Genomic DNA, 15,736 nt, shown 5'->3' with positions numbered 1-15,736 from the left:
AACGAGTGTATCCGTTGCGTTGCAGTCTAGCGCCAACCGGGCCCGGCTCATTGGCATCCCTGACAACCGTAACAGGGCATTGAGTCAATTCAAAAGCGGCCGGATTCTTTAACCTGTACGCCGATATTCGTTTCGCAAAAGGAAAATGCCATGTCTGATCGCTATCTCAAGTTCGTCAATACTCCGTTTGGCAAGACCGCCGCCCAGTCCCTGGGGCTGCCCGCCCCGGTTCCCCTGAAACGCTGGAAGCGCGCGGACCAGCCGTTTATTGAGGGCGACGTGCTGATCGGCGCTGCCAACAGCAGCAAAGCTATCTCGACGATTGGAAAGGTGCTGGGCGCCAGCGCCGCAAAACTCTTTCATGCCAGCGCCATGGATACTCTGAACGATTCTGCCAAAAGCGGCAACAAGGCCGAAGCCTTGCCCCTGAACGCGGACATTGATCGCAAATTCTCCGCCCTGGTGTTTGATGCCACGGGTATGAAAGACACCACCGATCTGAAAGCGGTTTACGAGTTCTTTCACCCCACCATCCGCAAGCTGGCGGGCAACGGCAGAGTACTGGTGATAGGCCAGGACCCGGGCACCTGCCGCCAACCCGCCAAGGCCGCCGCTCACCAGGCTCTGGAAGGCTTCGTGCGCAGTGTCGGCAAGGAAGTCGGCAAGAAAGGGGCTACCGCGAACCTGCTTTGGATGGCCCCCGGCGCCGAACAGCAACTGGAGTCCAGCATCCGGTTCTTTTTATCGCCCCGATCGGCCTATGTCTCTGGCCAGGTAACCCGCATCAGTAAGGGAGCGACCGCTCACGCCAGCAACCCTGTCGCGCCGCTGGCCGGAAAGATTGCACTGGTAACCGGTGCGTCCCGCGGCATTGGCGCGTCTATTGCCGAAACCCTGTCGCGGGATGGCGCCACGGTCATTGGCCTGGATATCCCACCGGCCCTTGAGGACCTGCAGAAAGTTATGGCCCCCATCAAGGGTAAGGCGATGGCGTGTGATATTACGGATGAGAAAGCGCCAAAACAGATTGCAGACTTTGTGAAGGAACATTTCGAAGGCATTGATCTGGTCATCCACAACGCCGGCATCACCCGTGACAAAACCCTGGGCAACATGCCCGAGCATTTCTGGGATATGACCATTGCCGTGAACCTGACCGCCGAGGAACTGATCGACGAAGAGCTGATGCACCAGGAGCTGCTGCGTGAAAACGGACGCATTGTCTGCATTTCCTCCATCAGCGGCATTGCTGGCAACTTTGGCCAGACCAATTACTCCACCGCCAAGTGCGGCGTGATCGGCTATGTGGAGGCGATGGCAAAGCAGGTGAAGAACGGTGTGACCATCAACGCCATAGCGCCCGGGTTCATCGAAACCCAGATGACGGCCGCCATGCCGATTACCATACGCGAGGCTGGCCGGCGTATGAACAGCTTGTCCCAGGGCGGCTTGCCAGTCGACGTGGCCGAAGCTATTGCGTGGTACTGCAATCCTGCATCGAACGGGGTGAACGGGAACGTTGTTCGGGTTTGCGGACAGTCGCTGATTGGGAAGTAACAGGGAAAATGGTGGGTGGTACTGGGATCGAACCAGTGACCCTCGCCTTGTAAGGGCGATGCTCTCCCAGCTGAGCTAACCACCCGGGATCTGGAAAAAAATGGCGGAGCGGACGGGACTCGAACCCGCGACCCCCGGCGTGACAGGCCGGTATTCTAACCAGCTGAACTACCGCTCCGCATCAATCCCGGCCTGGACGGCCTTAGGGACCTGAAACCGGGCGGGGTGGCCCGGTGATGCTGAAAAGTGGTGGGCGGTACTGGGATCGAACCAGTGACCCTCGCCTTGTAAGGGCGATGCTCTCCCAGCTGAGCTAACCGCCCACTTTCACAGCACACTGGTGAGTCAGCGTTGCTGTCTCAACCAAGTGAGACGCGCATTTTAAGCATTTGTCTGGCGGTGTCAAATTTTTTCCAGAGTTTTTATCAAAAAACCCGCAACTTGTTAAAAAGCGTATACTTTTCAATCAGACCTGTTTGTCACCCCCGGTTTTCTTTGCCGTCTTCACAGCCTTCAGCCGTGTGGCTTTCTGCCCTGCCTGCTTCGCCTTGTGATCGAGTGACAGTTCACTGACACGCGACTTACGATCCGCCGGCAATGCCCGTTCCGCCAGCGAGCAATTGAGGTGATCAAGGCGTTTTCTGAGGCCGGCTATCCGATGGCCTGCGCTCTCCAGTGCCTCGGGAAGCAATTCCCCGGAAAGCCGGCGAAACGTTTGTTGTAATGAATCTTTCAGCGACATGATCCGGCCACCCTCTGAATACGGATACCCCACAGTCTAGTAACCGAAACCGGAAACAACAATTCACTGTGCGCCAGATCCGCAACGTCAGAATATCCACCAACCGCCACCGGATTCCGCCTCTTCCCGGCGCTCGCGCTCCTGCTCCAACGCCGCGTACTCGCGCTCCAGCTCTTGCAATCGACGATCGCTTTCAAGAGGTACCGCAGGACCACCGCCAAAGGGCCAATACCAAGGCGTTTCGTCGTACTTACCCTGCTCTCTCAAACGCTCAATTTCAGCCGCTCGCTCCTCTTCCAGAAGAACCAGATTGCGCTCGTAGTCTGCGTCCTCGTTCACCTCCACAATGGAGGTCGCAGCATGATTGGGAGCGAGCAAATCGCTATTCAGAAAACGCGTGGAAACAATTTCTTTGGCCTGCATGGCGTAGTCACGGGTCACCAGCTGCAAGTCGTCAGACCTCAGGGGGTGGTCCTCGGCGAGTTCCGGATGGTTACTCTCAGGCTCTTGCAACTCGTTGTAGCGCAGGTAATACACACTTCCGGGTTCGACCTTGAGCGTGGCGTCTGCAATCAGGCTCAGGCTGAACGAGTTCAGCCCCTCAAGCCCCAGCAACGGCCGTCGGATGGCAATGTGCCGCTCCCCAGGGGCAACTTCAAGCCAGGTAAAACTGTCGTTTCGAATATTGAAATAGTGGTGGTCGTCTATGTAAACGCTTGGCGCCTCGATCTCGTCCGCAGCCCACTGGGAATGGGTGCGGTAGAAATAGAGAACCGCATTGCTGCGATCCCACTCATCATTGCCGATATGAACGAAATCGTGCCCGGATACCGGGTGCAAAAACGAGCCAACGCTTTTACCGATGGACTGGTACACCGTGCAGCCGGCACCAGAAACCAACAGCAAAGCCACAAATACGGCCGCCAGTGGCCGGGGAAAACCGGGAAAAAGAAATCGGGTTGTCATTGTTGTGCACTCTTCATCCTTTCGCGAGTTGTCCCGATCATAACAACTGCAATCTCGCGGAACTGAGAGCTACCGCAAGGGATGAATACAAACTGTTACAAAGCACAGCAGGCCCTGCCTGCCCTGCTGTGCCTGCTTACCCGTTCGCAGCCGCCTTCTATTGGCCGGACATCCGCGAGCGCAGATCATTGACCTCTTCCGACAGGCGAACCAGCCTTGAGGTTAATTGCGCCCGCGAAGAGTCAATCGAAGACACGGTTTCCCTCAGCCCCGCCAGATCTTTGCGAACGGCATCCAGCTGGCTGCCGCTGGACAGGTTATTGGTGGCCTTTTCCAGCGCTGCAATACGGCTTTCCAGGCCATCAATGGTGAGGTTTTGCTCTCGCTCGAAACGCAACAGCTGGCGCTCTACCAGCTTGTCCACTCCGGCCAGGGATTCATCCAGCTTCGTCAATTGTGAGGTATTCTCCTGGCCAGTTTCGCGAACGGCGGTAAGCTGCCGCTCAAAGTCCGATTGAACCTTGTCCAGCCTGGAGGACACCGTTGCCTCCAGCTCCTTGACCGAGGCAGACAATGCTTCCCGCTGGCTGTTGCCGCTATCCACATCTGACCTCAAAGATTCCAACCTCGCCTGGTGGTCGTCGAGACGCTTGCGGTTGCGGTCATTAGCCACCCCCCACAGCTTGGCGATTTCACTGTCAGCCGTGCTCAGGCGCTCCTTGTGGGACGCCAGCGTTTCTTCAATGGATTGCCCTTTCTCCTGCAGGTTCTCGCCGGTCTCGGAAAGTTCCCCCTCAAACCGGGCCAGCGCCAGTTTGCTTTGGCGCGCCCAGTAATCCGCTTCTTCCAGCTGACCTTCCAGTGCCTGTATACGCTGCTCTTGCTGATACCAGCCAGCGCCCGCCGCTCCGGCAACAATCAACAGCGCGATCAACAACACTGCACTGCGGCCCGAACCACCACCGCCAGATGTTTTCCGGCGTTTTCCAGCAGGTTTGCCCGGGCCGCCATTACCGGCCGACTCTGGCACGGGTGCTTGGCGTTTTTTGCGCTCTTCCACTTTATTGCCGGGCACGCCGGTACGTACTTCATCATCATCTGGACGGATTGGTTCCATAACAGCTCCGGTATATGGACGGTAACGTTAATAAAGCACGATAATACCCGTACCTTGCGACTCAGCAAAATGACGGCCAGGAGAGCTGACAGTATGCGCTCCTTGGCCATCGACTGTTTGCATGGCCACGGGGCCTTACATACAATGTCCGGCTTTCTCACATATCAGGACTGTTGCATATGCAGCCGCTTGTAGGACTCATCATGGGCTCGAAGTCTGACTGGCCCACCATGGAACACGCCGCCGAGATGCTGGACAAGCTGGGCGTGCCTTACGAGACGAAGGTTGTCTCTGCCCACCGTACGCCGGATTTGCTGTTTGATTATGCCAAGACTGCCTCTGATCGGGGCCTGAAGGTGATCATTGCAGGCGCGGGCGGTGCTGCTCACCTGCCTGGCATGGTCGCGTCACAAACGTCACTGCCGGTCCTTGGTGTTCCCGTCCAGTCCAAAGCACTCAACGGTCTTGATTCGCTGCTGTCCATCGTACAAATGCCCGGCGGCATTGCGGTTGGCACCCTGGCAATTGGTAAAGCCGGTGCCACTAACGCTGGCCTGCTGGCGGCTCAGATTATCGGTACATTCAAGGACGATGTCCGTATAGCGGTCGATGAGTTTCGCGCTACACAGACACAGACAATCCTGGATAATCCTGATCCCAGCGATCAATAATCAGGAATCGGACTTTGGTGTACGAGCGGGTGGGGGATGCTTTCCAAAACACGCTCCTTGCGGCACATCCATGTGGCGCTTGGGCTCCGCCATCCATGGCTCCGCACAGTTTTGGAAAGCATCCCCCACCCACTCCCCGAACTAATGCAGATGCCTACTAATTAAAGGCAGGAGACAACGAATGAGAATTGGTGTTTTAGGGGCCGGTCAGCTTGGCCGGATGTTGGCTCTGGCTGGCTACCCGTTGGCCAAGACGTTTGTTTTCTATGATATGTCAGGTAATCCCAGTGCCGGGCTGGGTGAAGTGATTATTGATCGAGACGGTCAATACCTGGACGACCTCATTTCCCGGGTAGATCGGGTCACCTATGAGTTCGAACACTTGCCGGTGGACGTAGCAGAGCGAATTGCCAAAGAAAAGCCGGTTCACCCCTGCCCCCGAGCGCTGCAGGTTTGCCAGAATCGAGAAGCTGAAAAGACGCTCTTTGGCGAGCTTGGCATTCCCACACCAGAATGGAGAATTGCAGACACCGCAGAGTCATTGCAGGCCGCTGCCGAAGAACTCGGTTGCCCGGTGGTTGCCAAATCCAACACCGAAGGTTATGACGGCAAGGGACAGGCAGTTCTTCGTTCACCGGAAGACGCAGCAGAGGCCTGGAAATCCATTGGTCATCCGCGTCTGATCGTCGAGAAATTCGTCGAGTTTCGCCGCGAAGTCTCCATTATTGCCGTGCGTGCCGAGGATGGCGAACTGGCCTTCTATCCGATGGCGGAAAACGCTCATCACGAAGGCATCCTGCGTTATTCCATTGCTCCGGCACCAAAGCTGGAAAAACATGTCCAGGAAGACGCAGAACGTTACATCAAGGCGCTGCTGAACGAACTGAATTACGTCGGCGTACTAACGCTTGAACTCTTTGAAACCGCCGAAGGTCTGGTCGCCAACGAAATGGCACCGCGGGTCCACAACTCTGGGCACTGGACCATCGAGGGTGCCATGACCAGCCAGTTCGAGAACCACATCCGCGCCGTGAGCGGCCACCCCTTGGGAAGCACCGACGCTCGCGGTGTCAGCTGCATGATCAACATTATTGCCGAGCATGGCGACATTGAACGAATCCTTGAACTGCCTTACGCTCATGTACACCTCTACAATAAAGGCGAGCGCCCGGGCCGGAAACTTGGCCATGTGACCGTTCTGGCGGACAGCTACGAAGAATTGGTCTGGCGGGTAAAGAACTGCGCCCAGTTTTTACCCGGTTGTCCAGAGTTTAAAAGCACCCTGTCTGAGCAGTAGGCAGGGTGCACACAAGGGGTTGATATAACTCAAAGCGCCCCTATATTTAATAATGGCTTACATACACATAAACAGAGAGAATCAGGGAGAACGACCTCATGGCATTTGAACTTCCCGCACTGCCCTATGAAAAGAACGCACTGGAACCACACATCTCTCAGGAGACTCTTGAGTACCATTACGGCAAGCACCACAACACTTACGTAACCAAGCTCAACGGTCTGGTCGAAGGCACCGACAACGCCAACAAATCGCTCGAAGACATTATCAAGAGCGCCAGCGGCCCACTGTTCAACAACGCTGCCCAGGTCTGGAACCACACCTTTTACTGGCATTGCCTGAGCCCGAACGGTGGTGGTGAGCCTACGGGAGCGGCCAAGGACGCGATCGAAAAAGCCTTTGGTTCTTTCGAAGACTTCAAGAAAGAATTTAACGACAAGGCCGCCAACAACTTCGGTTCAGGCTGGACCTGGCTGGTGAAGAAGGCCGACGGCAGCGTTGCCATTGTTAATACCAGCAATGCCGAAACGCCGCTGACAACCGCCGACAAGCCGGTACTGACGGTCGACGTCTGGGAACACGCGTACTACATCGACTATCGCAATTCCCGTCCGAATTATCTGGAAGCGTTCTGGAAACTGGTTAACTGGGATTTCGTCAACGAAAACCTGGCGTAACAGCGCTTCGGATACCTTGCAGGCCACAACCTGCACGCAAAAACGCCCGCACTTCGCGGGCGTTTTCGTATCTGTGATACAAACGATCTTACAAATTGATACACCCGTAGCCTGAATTATCTGGAAGAATTGCCGATACTGGGTACAGAAGGTAAAAACTGAACCATACTTGAAAAAGAATATGTCAGCCGAGAGCCCCTTTGCCCCAGGTGAGCGATACCGGGTCTCATTCAGTTGGAACGAATCAAACAGGCCTCCATGCAAAATTCTTATGAGGTAGAACATCGCCTGGGGTACCGGGTGCTGCGATGGGTACTCGCCGTGGCGTTAATTAGTGGGGTCATCGTCAGCACCGTGCAGGTCATCCTTGATGCCGGACGGGTATCGCAGTCTCTCGATGATCAGGCGCGGCAAACCATGGCACTGGTCAAGGACGCATCAACCCAGGCCGTTTTCAGTATCGATGCTGACCTTGCCCAACAGGTGGTCGACGGCCTGTTTGCTCAGGAAGCCATGCGTGTCGCACGCATTACCCACCCCGACGGCGAACCTCTCGGCAGCCGTGACCGCCCTTTGAAAGAAAGCGCCTCCCGCCGGATTACGGACCCGATTTTTGAATCTGAACGTTACTATCGCAAAGAGCTTTCCCGGGACACTGGCACCGGCAATGTTTACGGTTACCTTGAGCTAAAGTACGACACCGGTCCGGCTGCCCGAACCTGGCTTGAGCGCGCTTCCATCACCTTCGCCTCCGGCATCGCGATTGCCGTCATTCTCGGAATGGTGCTATTTGTGGTTTTCCATCTACTGCTGACGCGCCCACTGCTACGAATTGTACGCTCTGTTAAACAGGTCAACCCGGATCACCCCGATGACAATCTGATCCACCTGCCTCACGGCCATCAGAAAGATGAATTGGGCCTTTGGGTCAACGCCACCAACAACCTCCTGGTTGCGATTGGCGACAGCCAGACCCGCCACCGGGAAGCAGAAGATCGTGTTACCCGGCTCTCAAGGTACGATCAGCTAACCGGCCTGCCCAGCCGAGACACCTTCATGGAGTTGCTCCAGGCCGATATTGCAGACGCCAGTGATGACAACTTGGTCCTGTCACTGATCTGTTGTGGCATCGATGACTTCAAGTCCATCAACGAGCAGTGCGGTTTCCGCACCGGCGACATGATCCTGCAAACCGTGGCCGATCGCCTTACGCAGAAGCTCGGCGGTACGCGCTTTACCATCGCCCGACTGGGCAGCGACCAGTTTGTTGTGGTGGAGAAGGGATTGAGAGACGGATTTCAGGCCGCCGACACTGCCGACCGTATACTGGCCTCTCTAAGCAGCCCGATGATCTTCGATGAGCAGACCATCACCATGACCGCCACCCTCGGCATCGCCCTGTTTCCAGGAGACGCGAGTCAAGCCGACAGGTTGCTGCAAAACGCCGAACAAACCATGGCCCTGGCCAAGGAAGGCGGACACAATTATTTCCAGTTCTACGTTGCCAGCGTTGACCAGGAAATTCGTGAACGCAAACAGCTTGAGAAAGATCTCTCCATCGCGCTCCACAATAAGCAGTTCCACTTGGTTTACCAACCACAGATCAACCTGGAAACCCACCGGATTATCGGGGCGGAAGCGCTGATTCGCTGGGAACATCCAGAGAAGGGCCTTGTGCCACCGGATCACTTCATACCGGTAGCCGAGATGAACGGCAGTATCGTGGAAATCGGCCAGTGGGTTCTGGATCAGGCCTGCTGGCAGGCGGCGCGCTGGGCCAGCGACGGCATGCCCCTGCGCATTGCGATCAACCTTTCAGCGGTACAATTACGTCAGAACCACATCGTGGACGAGATTCTGGATACCCTGAAACGCCACAACATCCCCGCCGGACGTCTTGAACTGGAAGTGACCGAAACCAGTTTCATGACTAATCTGGAAGACGCCGTGAAGAAGCTGAAACGCCTGCATAAAGCGGGCATCAGCATAGCGGTGGATGATTTCGGTACCGGTTACTCTTCCCTGACCTACCTCAAGCGCATGCCGGTCCAGCATCTGAAAATCGACAAGCAGTTCATTCATGACCTGCTTGTCAACGAGGAAGACACCCGCATTGCCAACACCATCATCGACCTTGGCAAGAGCCTGAATCTGACGGTGGTGGCTGAAGGCGTTGAGACCGCGGAACAGGAATACTACCTCGCGCAGCGTGGCTGCAAACTGGCCCAGGGCTACTACTTCAGCAAGCCGCTCAAACCCCACGATTTCGAGGTATTTGTTGCTGGCTTTCACAACAAAATTGTCGAAAATAATGTCTGACCACTGAGTCACCCCACCAGGAACGCAAGGAGCCGCCCATGGGAACCACACTGATCGGCCTGATTGTTATTGCAGTCGTTGTTGTCTACATCGTGTTTATCTACAACCGCCTGGTATCACTGAGAAACCAGTTCAAAAACGGATTTGCCCAGATTGATGTTCAACTCCAGCGCCGCCATGACCTGATTCCCAACCTGGTGGAATCGGCCAAGGCCTACCTTTCCCACGAGCGCAACACCCTTACCGAAGTGATGGAAGCCCGGAATAACGCGGTCAGCGCTCAGAAGGACGCTGCGGGCGACCCAGCAGATGGAGGCAAAATCCAGCGCCTGGGAAGCGCCGAGAACATGCTCTCTAAAGCGCTCGCCAACTTTTACGCCGTGGCGGAAAACTACCCAGAGCTTAAAGCCAACGAAACCATCCAGCAGTTGATGGAAGAGCTTTCCAGCACAGAGAACCGGGTTTCCTTTGCCCGCCAGGCCTACAACGATGGCGTCATGGGCTACAACATCTTCCGTGAACAGTTCCCCAACAACATCGTGGCCGGACTGTTCGCTTTCAAACCTTCCTCCCAGCTGGAGCTGGAATCTCCTGAGGCCCGTCAGGCGCCGAAAGTCGCCTTCTGAGGCCCGTTGCCATGGCACATCCCGGTTTTTTCCAGCGCCAGGCCAGCGCCCGTCGCAACACGGGCTTGCTGGTGGCTCTGTTTCTGGCCGCGGTCGTGATCATCACGCTCCTGGTTTGTCTGGTGGGTTATCTGGTAACCCGCAGCGAATACACCGGGCTGGCGTTTGCCGACTGGCTACTGAGCCGCCATGGGCTGTATACAGCGATAGCGGTCGTTGCCCTGATCGGTATTGGCTCTCTGATCCGCTGGGCGGACCTGTCGGGCGGTGGCGAGCGTGTTGCAAAAATGGTCGGCGCCCGTGCGATTGACCCCGCCACCAGGGACACCGACGAGCGTAGGCTTCGCAATATCGTGGAAGAAATGTCCATCGCCAGCGGCATCAGTGTGCCCGAGCTTTACGTGATGGACCACGAGACCGGCATCAACGCCTTTGTGGCCGGCTATACGCCCGGCGAGGCGGTCATGGTGGTGACCCATGGGGCCCTGACACAACTCACCCGTGATGAGCTCCAGGGCGTCGTTGGTCACGAGTTCAGCCATGTTCTCAACGGCGATATGCGTCTGAACGTCCGTTTGATCGCCATCCTGGCCGGCATCCTGATGATCGGACAGATCGGTGCCTTCCTGCTCAGGGCATCCTTCCACCGCTCCCATGTATCCAGCCACTCATCCCGTGACCGTCGGGGCCAGGCTGTTTTCGGGCTGGTAGGTTTGGCGCTGCTGGTAATCGGCTATGTGGGCGTATTCTTCGGAAGACTGATTCAGTCCGCGGTATCACGGCAACGGGAAATGCTGGCGGATGCCTCCTCGGTACAATTCACCCGTAACCCCGAAGGCATTGCCGGCGCGCTGTTCAAGATTGGCCTCAAAGGGGGCTATCTGGACACCACCAGCCATGCCAGTGACATGAACCACATGTGTTTTGGCGAAAGCGCACGCATGAAATTTGCAGCATTGCTGGCGTCCCACCCTCCGGTTCAGGAGCGTATCGAAGCCATCCAGCCGGGTATGTTTGCCCGCCTTCGCAGCAGGCTTAGAGACAGCGAACCGGGAAGTGCCCTTCGATCCATGGGCTCGCACCAAACCTCCGAAACCAGTGCAGATACGGCCCATGGAGCGGTTTCCGGCTTCAGCGCAGCCAGCCCTCGCGCCTCCACATCGCCCCTGAACACCCGGCCATCGGCAGATATCTCAACGACGGTAGGCACCGTCAACAAACGCAGCGAAGACTACGCCGTGGACCTTCTCAACCGACTGCCATCAACATTTCGCAACCTGCTTTACACCCGGGCCGGCGCCATTCAGCTGTGCTATGCGCTACTGATCTACCAGCTTCCTGAGTCATCGCAACAGAAACGGCTGGCGCTGGTCACCGCCAACGCCCTCTTTGCGCCTAACGCCGACCTGTTGAACAAACTGCTGCCCGCCCTCATCTCACTGGGCGAGGCAGTACGATTCCCGGCACTGGAACTGGCCATGCCGGCCCTGAGAAAGCTCGATCCGGATGAGCGCAACCAGTTAATGTCGTGTACGGAGGTGTTGATCAGGGCAGACAACCGTCTGAGCCTCTACGAACTCGCCATGCATTCCTTTCTTCGCCGCCACCTTGCGGGAGACTCAGCTCGCGTGGTTCCGGTACGCCACCGCAGCTACCGCACAGTAACCGGCCAACTGCAAGTGTTGTTCAGCCTGATGGCTCGGGCCGGTGCTCGACAGGGCATCGACAGCGAGGATCTGTACGCTGAGGCGATGGCAGGTTTTACCGCCGGGCGGGAGAAATCAGAGCTTCTGGAGACGGTATCCATCAAGCACCTGCGCAATGCGCTTTTGGTGCTGAACACCCTGTCGCCACTGCTAAAGCCCGCCATTCTCGATGCCTGCGGTCATTGCGTGGTTGCAGATGGTAGGATCAAGACCACTGAATACGAGTTGATCCGCCTGGTGGCGGATCAACTGGACTGCCCGATGCCGCCACTGGCGGCCTGAGATCAGCCCCTTGATTGATCAGTTAGACTGGGGCCGGAACAGGGAGTCTTTCGTGGGCGGTCTTTCCGGGTCCGGTAGCCCCAGCTTCTTGCGCACACCGAGATTGATCTCCCACAGGCTCTGGAACTTCTCATCCGTGGCGGCTACAGCATCGGCCTTGCCAAGCATGATCGTCGGGCGCAGGAATACCAGCAGGTTGCGTTTCACCCGGCGCTCGGATTCGGAGGAAAACAGACGCCCCAACACCGGGATGTCGCCCAGCAGGGGAACCTTACTCTTATTCACCTGCAAATCATCGGTCGTCAAACCACCCAGAACGATGGTTTCGCCATCATCTGCCAGGACCGTGGTCTTGATTTCACGCTTGTTGGTAATGATATCGGAGGCGGACTCCACGCTGTCACCAATATTCTCGGTGGTCTGCTCCACCACCAACCGTACAAGACCATCGGCGCTGATAGTGGGTGTCACCTTCAGGGTGAGACCGATATCGCGACGCTCAATCGTGGTAAATGGGTTGGTTGTACCGTCACCTGTGACAGTGGACTGACCGGTACGGAAAGGTACGTTCTGGCCAACGATGATTTCGGATTCCTGGTTATCCAGGGTAATGATACTGGGAGTAGACAGCAGATTTGCCGCCGCCGAGGTCGACAGAGCCTGCAGCAGCACGCCCCAGGAAACGCCGTTTTCATTCCGCTGGCCTGCGCCAATGGTAATACCGCCGGTGGCCGGTGCAATCACCGAATCAGAAAGGATCGCACCCAATACGTCGCCCAGGCTTCGGCCGACGTTGTTGAAGTTGGTGCCGGCTATTGGCGTAGACTCGCCGGATTCATCACCCAGTGCCAACTGGACGCCCAGATCCTGCCCCAGCTCGTCGCTGATTTCGACGATGGCCGCCTCAATCATTACCTGGGCACGGCGAACATCCAGGGCCTTAACGATCATTTCAGCTTCCTGCATCATCGACGGTTCACCGCGTACCACAAGCGCGTTCAGCCCCTCGTCGGCGAAAACGGAAAAGTTGGTGTTACGTCCGCTTCCGGCACTGCCGCCAGCACCACCAGCCCCCCCGGAAGATTCCTTGGCCACCTCACCCATCACGCCCTTGAGAATCTCAGTAAGATTCTCCGCGTCCGCGTGGCTCAGGCGAATGACCTTGGTCGTACCGCCGGTGGCTGAGGGCTGGTCCAGCTTCCTGATCAGCTCCCTCATCTTGTCACGGAAGGTTTCATCACCCCTGAGAATAAGCCGGTTGCTGCGCTCATCGGCCGTTACGCTGTACTTGCGGGCAGCGTTATCGCCACCACCCTGGCCCAATTCCGCCGGAGCCAGTTCCTGCAGCAACTCGACCATATCGCCCACCCAGGCCTCTTCGAGCTGGATCACCTCCACCTCGTATTTGGACGGACTGTCGAGCTCTCTCACAATCTGTTCGATGCGCTGGATATTGGAAGAGTGGTCGCTGACGATCAGGGCGTTGGCGGCCGCCACCCCCGCCAGGTGGCCATACTTGGCCACGAGCGGGCGCAGGATGGGTACCAGTTCGAGGGCATTGGCGTTATCGATCTGAATAACACGGGTAATCAGCTGCTCTGAGGGTACCTCCGTAAACCGCTCCAGCGACTCAGCGGATTGTTTGGCGTCCACCTGCTGAACCACCTTGATCACTTCCTCGCCGGGAATGGCGGTGAAACCATGCACCTGCAACACGGCCAGGAACAGGTCGTAAATCTCGTCCTTGTTCATGGGGGCGCTGGACAGGACGGTCACCTTTCCCTTTACCCGTGGATCCACAACAAAGCTGTAGCCGGTGATATCGGCCACCTGGGTCACAAAGGCGCGAATGTCGGCGTCCTTCAGGTTCAGTCGCCAGGTCTCCGTTTCCTGCCCGTAAGCAACAGACATCAGGGGCATCAGCAGGACCAGAACAAAGGCCCGGAATAATTTGGATCTGTGGTTAAGCATCTGGCGTTATTGTCCTGTATCGTTAAATCCGTTCATCGCCACTGTTCAGGTATGGCATAGCTCACGGTCAGAATGGATCCGTCCCGTTCAATTTCTATTTCCAATTGCGGCTCAGACCGCCAATTCTCAAAAAGCATCATATCCTGCTCAAGATCCCCCAGCCGCTGACCATTGACGGCAGTGATGACGTCACCGGCCCTGAGGTTGACAGCATTGAGCATGGCATTGGAACCATCGTACACATAACCGGACGTACCTCCCTCCCCGGTCGGGCTCAGCCCGTATGGTGCAAGCGCCGCAACTCCCTGGGAATCAAGCTGTTCCCGTGCTTCACTCAGGAACTGCTCCGGCGAAGACGCCGGTTCCGCCAAATCTTCTTCCACGCCCTCAACCAGGCCAGTGGAAAGCTGTTCTTCAAACGTCAGGGTTTCGTATTGCCCATTCCTGCGAATCAGCACCCGGCCTGGTTCCACTTCCGCCAGTTCGGCGTTACCGGGCAAGACCTCACCCACACGATAGTGCTCAGTTACTCCATTGCTTCCCGCAACTATAGCACCGGAGTCCTCCGGGCGCTCTGCCACCAGCACACCTTCAAGCCTGAGGTTGAGCCTGGTTTCCGGTGCCGACCGGCGTACCACTTCTGCGACACGGGTTTGTTCTTCCGCCCTGCCAAACACCTGATGGGCCGCCAGTGGCTGTAATCGGCCGCCACCTGAAGCGCTCGCGCGGCTGTCAGAGGCGGGTGCCATGGCCACCGGGCGGTCATCCCAGGCGATGAGCCAGGTTGTCTGCGCCAGTACCAGGGCAACATAAACCACGAGGCCCGCCAGTAACAAATTGGCCAGCAACCGGGGCAGTCGCCGGCTACCGATAACAGCCGCCATTGCTGTCACAGAGCACCTCCCGGAATCAAGGGCTGCTTGACCCTGAAGACGACATCACTGGGGTTAGCAGAATCTGGCCAGGGTTGGTCGGCCAGGTCGATCATGCGCTTATAGACTCGCAACTCCATCATACCGTTCCAGCGAATCTCGGCATCCGCCGCGGGGACATCGCCGCCCTGCTCCGAGATGACCAGCGCAACGCCATCGGCCGTACTGTCCATCGTCGCCAGCATGGGCGGGAAATCTGCCTGGCCAATATTATTCCCCATGGGCCAGGTAACCTGGCCTCCTGCCCAGCGGCCAACGCCGTCGGCCTGGGTCACGCGGTTGTCCTGCCACGACAACACCAATCGATCAATGGTGACGTCACCTTCGATGACGGCTCCACCGCTGCGTCGGATCAGGTCCTCAAATTCAGCGACTGCCAGATGGCCACTGGCGTTGAGGGTGCCTGCCCCCTGCCATCCGAGACTAACATTGCCATCCACGGAAGACTGTGACGACGACACTGAAAAATCGACGGGTAACGATAATCCAGAAACGGACGGCATGCCCAGCCGCCACTCAAGCCTCACAGGATAACCGGCGACCACCACGCCGGCAGCGCCTGACCAGACCCTGCCAGACACCTGACTGACCTGGACTTCCGGCGGAAGCGCAACATAGGCAGACGCCTGATGCCAAAGCCATCCGGCCGGTACGAGAACCACCAGCGCCACCAGATAAACCAGCACACCGGCCAAGGTCAGTAGGAACACTTTGCCGGGTCTGAGAAAGGCTTTTGCTGGGGTTTCGCTCATACAGTGTCACAAAGATAAATGGCCGGTTGCCGAGTCTAGCAAAGCCATTTCGCAAGTTCATGACAAAAAAACAAAAAACCCCGCATCGGTGTGAACCAATGCGGGGTTTTCCGGGTTTATG

The 15,736-nt window shown here is 57.1% G+C and carries 13 protein-coding genes and 3 tRNA genes; 7 read left to right on the top strand and 9 right to left on the bottom strand.

The window, feature by feature from the left end; translation table 11 throughout:
- The first annotated feature begins 150 nt into the window (after positions 1 to 150).
- Positions 151 to 1,557, top strand: a complete 1,407-nt coding sequence (locus tag AC13D2_RS12630) for a 3-oxoacyl-ACP reductase (protein WP_482938718.1) — start codon at positions 151 to 153, stop codon at positions 1,555 to 1,557.
- 9 nt (positions 1,558 to 1,566) lie between these two features.
- Here AC13D2_RS12630 and AC13D2_RS12625 read toward each other — a convergent pair.
- From AC13D2_RS12625 to AC13D2_RS12600, 6 genes are all read right to left on the bottom strand, one after another.
- A tRNA-Val gene (locus tag AC13D2_RS12625) sits at positions 1,567 to 1,642 on the bottom strand.
- Between the two features lie 16 nt (positions 1,643 to 1,658).
- Positions 1,659 to 1,735, bottom strand: a tRNA-Asp gene (locus AC13D2_RS12620).
- A 69-nt stretch (positions 1,736 to 1,804) separates the two neighbouring features.
- Positions 1,805 to 1,880, bottom strand: a tRNA-Val gene (locus tag AC13D2_RS12615).
- Between the two features lie 143 nt (positions 1,881 to 2,023).
- A complete protein-coding gene (locus AC13D2_RS12610) occupies positions 2,024 to 2,299 on the bottom strand; it encodes a hypothetical protein (RefSeq protein WP_292047550.1) in 276 nt (91 codons plus the stop codon).
- 87 nt (positions 2,300 to 2,386) lie between these two features.
- Positions 2,387 to 3,265, bottom strand: a complete 879-nt coding sequence (locus AC13D2_RS12605; RefSeq protein ID WP_482938717.1) for a DUF2846 domain-containing protein — start codon at positions 3,263 to 3,265, stop codon at positions 2,387 to 2,389.
- A gap of 157 nt (positions 3,266 to 3,422) precedes the next feature.
- Positions 3,423 to 4,382 (bottom strand): hypothetical protein, encoded by a 960-nt coding sequence (locus AC13D2_RS12600; RefSeq protein ID WP_482938716.1) that lies wholly within the window; start codon positions 4,380 to 4,382, stop codon positions 3,423 to 3,425.
- 179 nt (positions 4,383 to 4,561) lie between these two features.
- On the opposite strand from AC13D2_RS12600, the gene purE reads away from it, so the two are divergent.
- The 6 genes from purE to AC13D2_RS12570 all read left to right on the top strand — a co-directional run bounded on the left by purE (position 4,562) and on the right by AC13D2_RS12570 (position 11,960).
- Positions 4,562 to 5,053 (top strand): 5-(carboxyamino)imidazole ribonucleotide mutase, encoded by a 492-nt coding sequence (gene purE, locus AC13D2_RS12595; RefSeq protein ID WP_036210119.1) that lies wholly within the window; start codon positions 4,562 to 4,564, stop codon positions 5,051 to 5,053.
- 181 nt (positions 5,054 to 5,234) lie between these two features.
- Complete coding sequence (locus tag AC13D2_RS12590) at positions 5,235 to 6,350, top strand: 5-(carboxyamino)imidazole ribonucleotide synthase (protein WP_379865390.1); 1,116 nt, start codon at positions 5,235 to 5,237, stop codon at positions 6,348 to 6,350.
- Between the two features lie 98 nt (positions 6,351 to 6,448).
- Positions 6,449 to 7,027, top strand: coding sequence for a superoxide dismutase [Fe] (sodB, locus tag AC13D2_RS12585; RefSeq protein ID WP_036210113.1), 579 nt, complete (start codon positions 6,449 to 6,451; stop codon positions 7,025 to 7,027).
- A 258-nt stretch (positions 7,028 to 7,285) separates the two neighbouring features.
- On the top strand, positions 7,286 to 9,346 hold the full coding sequence (locus AC13D2_RS12580; protein WP_482938715.1) for a putative bifunctional diguanylate cyclase/phosphodiesterase: 2,061 nt from the start codon (positions 7,286 to 7,288) through the stop codon (positions 9,344 to 9,346).
- 38 nt (positions 9,347 to 9,384) lie between these two features.
- Complete coding sequence (locus AC13D2_RS12575) at positions 9,385 to 9,972, top strand: LemA family protein (RefSeq protein ID WP_041332466.1); 588 nt, start codon at positions 9,385 to 9,387, stop codon at positions 9,970 to 9,972.
- Between the two features lie 11 nt (positions 9,973 to 9,983).
- Positions 9,984 to 11,960 carry a M48 family metallopeptidase gene (locus AC13D2_RS12570; RefSeq protein ID WP_482938714.1) on the top strand — a complete coding sequence of 659 codons (1,977 nt, stop codon included), beginning with the start codon at positions 9,984 to 9,986 and terminating at the stop codon, positions 11,958 to 11,960.
- A gap of 18 nt (positions 11,961 to 11,978) precedes the next feature.
- On the opposite strand, the gene gspD is transcribed toward AC13D2_RS12570, so the two are convergent.
- From gspD to gspN, 3 genes are read right to left on the bottom strand one after another with little or no spacing between them, the layout of a single operon-like run.
- Complete coding sequence (gspD, locus tag AC13D2_RS12565) at positions 11,979 to 13,931, bottom strand: type II secretion system secretin GspD (protein ID WP_482938713.1); 1,953 nt, start codon at positions 13,929 to 13,931, stop codon at positions 11,979 to 11,981.
- Positions 13,932 to 13,963: 32 nt separating this feature from the next.
- Positions 13,964 to 14,815, bottom strand: a complete 852-nt coding sequence (locus tag AC13D2_RS12560) for a type II secretion system protein N (protein ID WP_036210102.1) — start codon at positions 14,813 to 14,815, stop codon at positions 13,964 to 13,966.
- A 5-nt stretch (positions 14,816 to 14,820) separates the two neighbouring features.
- Complete coding sequence (gspN, locus tag AC13D2_RS12555; RefSeq protein ID WP_036210099.1) at positions 14,821 to 15,615, bottom strand: type II secretion system protein N; 795 nt, start codon at positions 15,613 to 15,615, stop codon at positions 14,821 to 14,823.
- Between the last annotated feature and the right edge of the window lie 121 nt (positions 15,616 to 15,736).

Source organism: Marinobacter sp. B-12, from assembly GCF_056857915.1.
This window is presented reverse-complemented; position numbering and strand designations above follow the sequence as displayed.

Bases quoted from the DNA above. Each gene is read 5' to 3' on its own strand.
- AC13D2_RS12600 (WP_482938716.1), bottom strand. From the start codon at position 4,382: ATGGAACCAATCCGTCCAGATGATGATGAAGTACGTACCGGCGTGCCC.
- AC13D2_RS12560 (WP_036210102.1), bottom strand. From the start codon at position 14,815: ATGGCGGCTGTTATCGGTAGCCGGCGACTGCCCCGGTTGCTGGCCAAT.
- gspN (WP_036210099.1), bottom strand. From the start codon at position 15,615: ATGAGCGAAACCCCAGCAAAAGCCTTTCTCAGACCCGGCAAAGTGTTC.
- AC13D2_RS12590 (WP_379865390.1), top strand. From the start codon at position 5,235: ATGAGAATTGGTGTTTTAGGGGCCGGTCAGCTTGGCCGGATGTTGGCT.
- gspD (WP_482938713.1), bottom strand. From the start codon at position 13,931: ATGCTTAACCACAGATCCAAATTATTCCGGGCCTTTGTTCTGGTCCTG.
- AC13D2_RS12575 (WP_041332466.1), top strand. From the start codon at position 9,385: ATGGGAACCACACTGATCGGCCTGATTGTTATTGCAGTCGTTGTTGTC.
- purE (WP_036210119.1), top strand. From the start codon at position 4,562: ATGCAGCCGCTTGTAGGACTCATCATGGGCTCGAAGTCTGACTGGCCC.
- AC13D2_RS12605 (WP_482938717.1), bottom strand. From the start codon at position 3,265: ATGACAACCCGATTTCTTTTTCCCGGTTTTCCCCGGCCACTGGCGGCC.
- AC13D2_RS12580 (WP_482938715.1), top strand. From the start codon at position 7,286: ATGCAAAATTCTTATGAGGTAGAACATCGCCTGGGGTACCGGGTGCTG.
- AC13D2_RS12610 (WP_292047550.1), bottom strand. From the start codon at position 2,299: ATGTCGCTGAAAGATTCATTACAACAAACGTTTCGCCGGCTTTCCGGG.
- AC13D2_RS12570 (WP_482938714.1), top strand. From the start codon at position 9,984: ATGGCACATCCCGGTTTTTTCCAGCGCCAGGCCAGCGCCCGTCGCAAC.
- AC13D2_RS12630 (WP_482938718.1), top strand. From the start codon at position 151: ATGTCTGATCGCTATCTCAAGTTCGTCAATACTCCGTTTGGCAAGACC.
- sodB (WP_036210113.1), top strand. From the start codon at position 6,449: ATGGCATTTGAACTTCCCGCACTGCCCTATGAAAAGAACGCACTGGAA.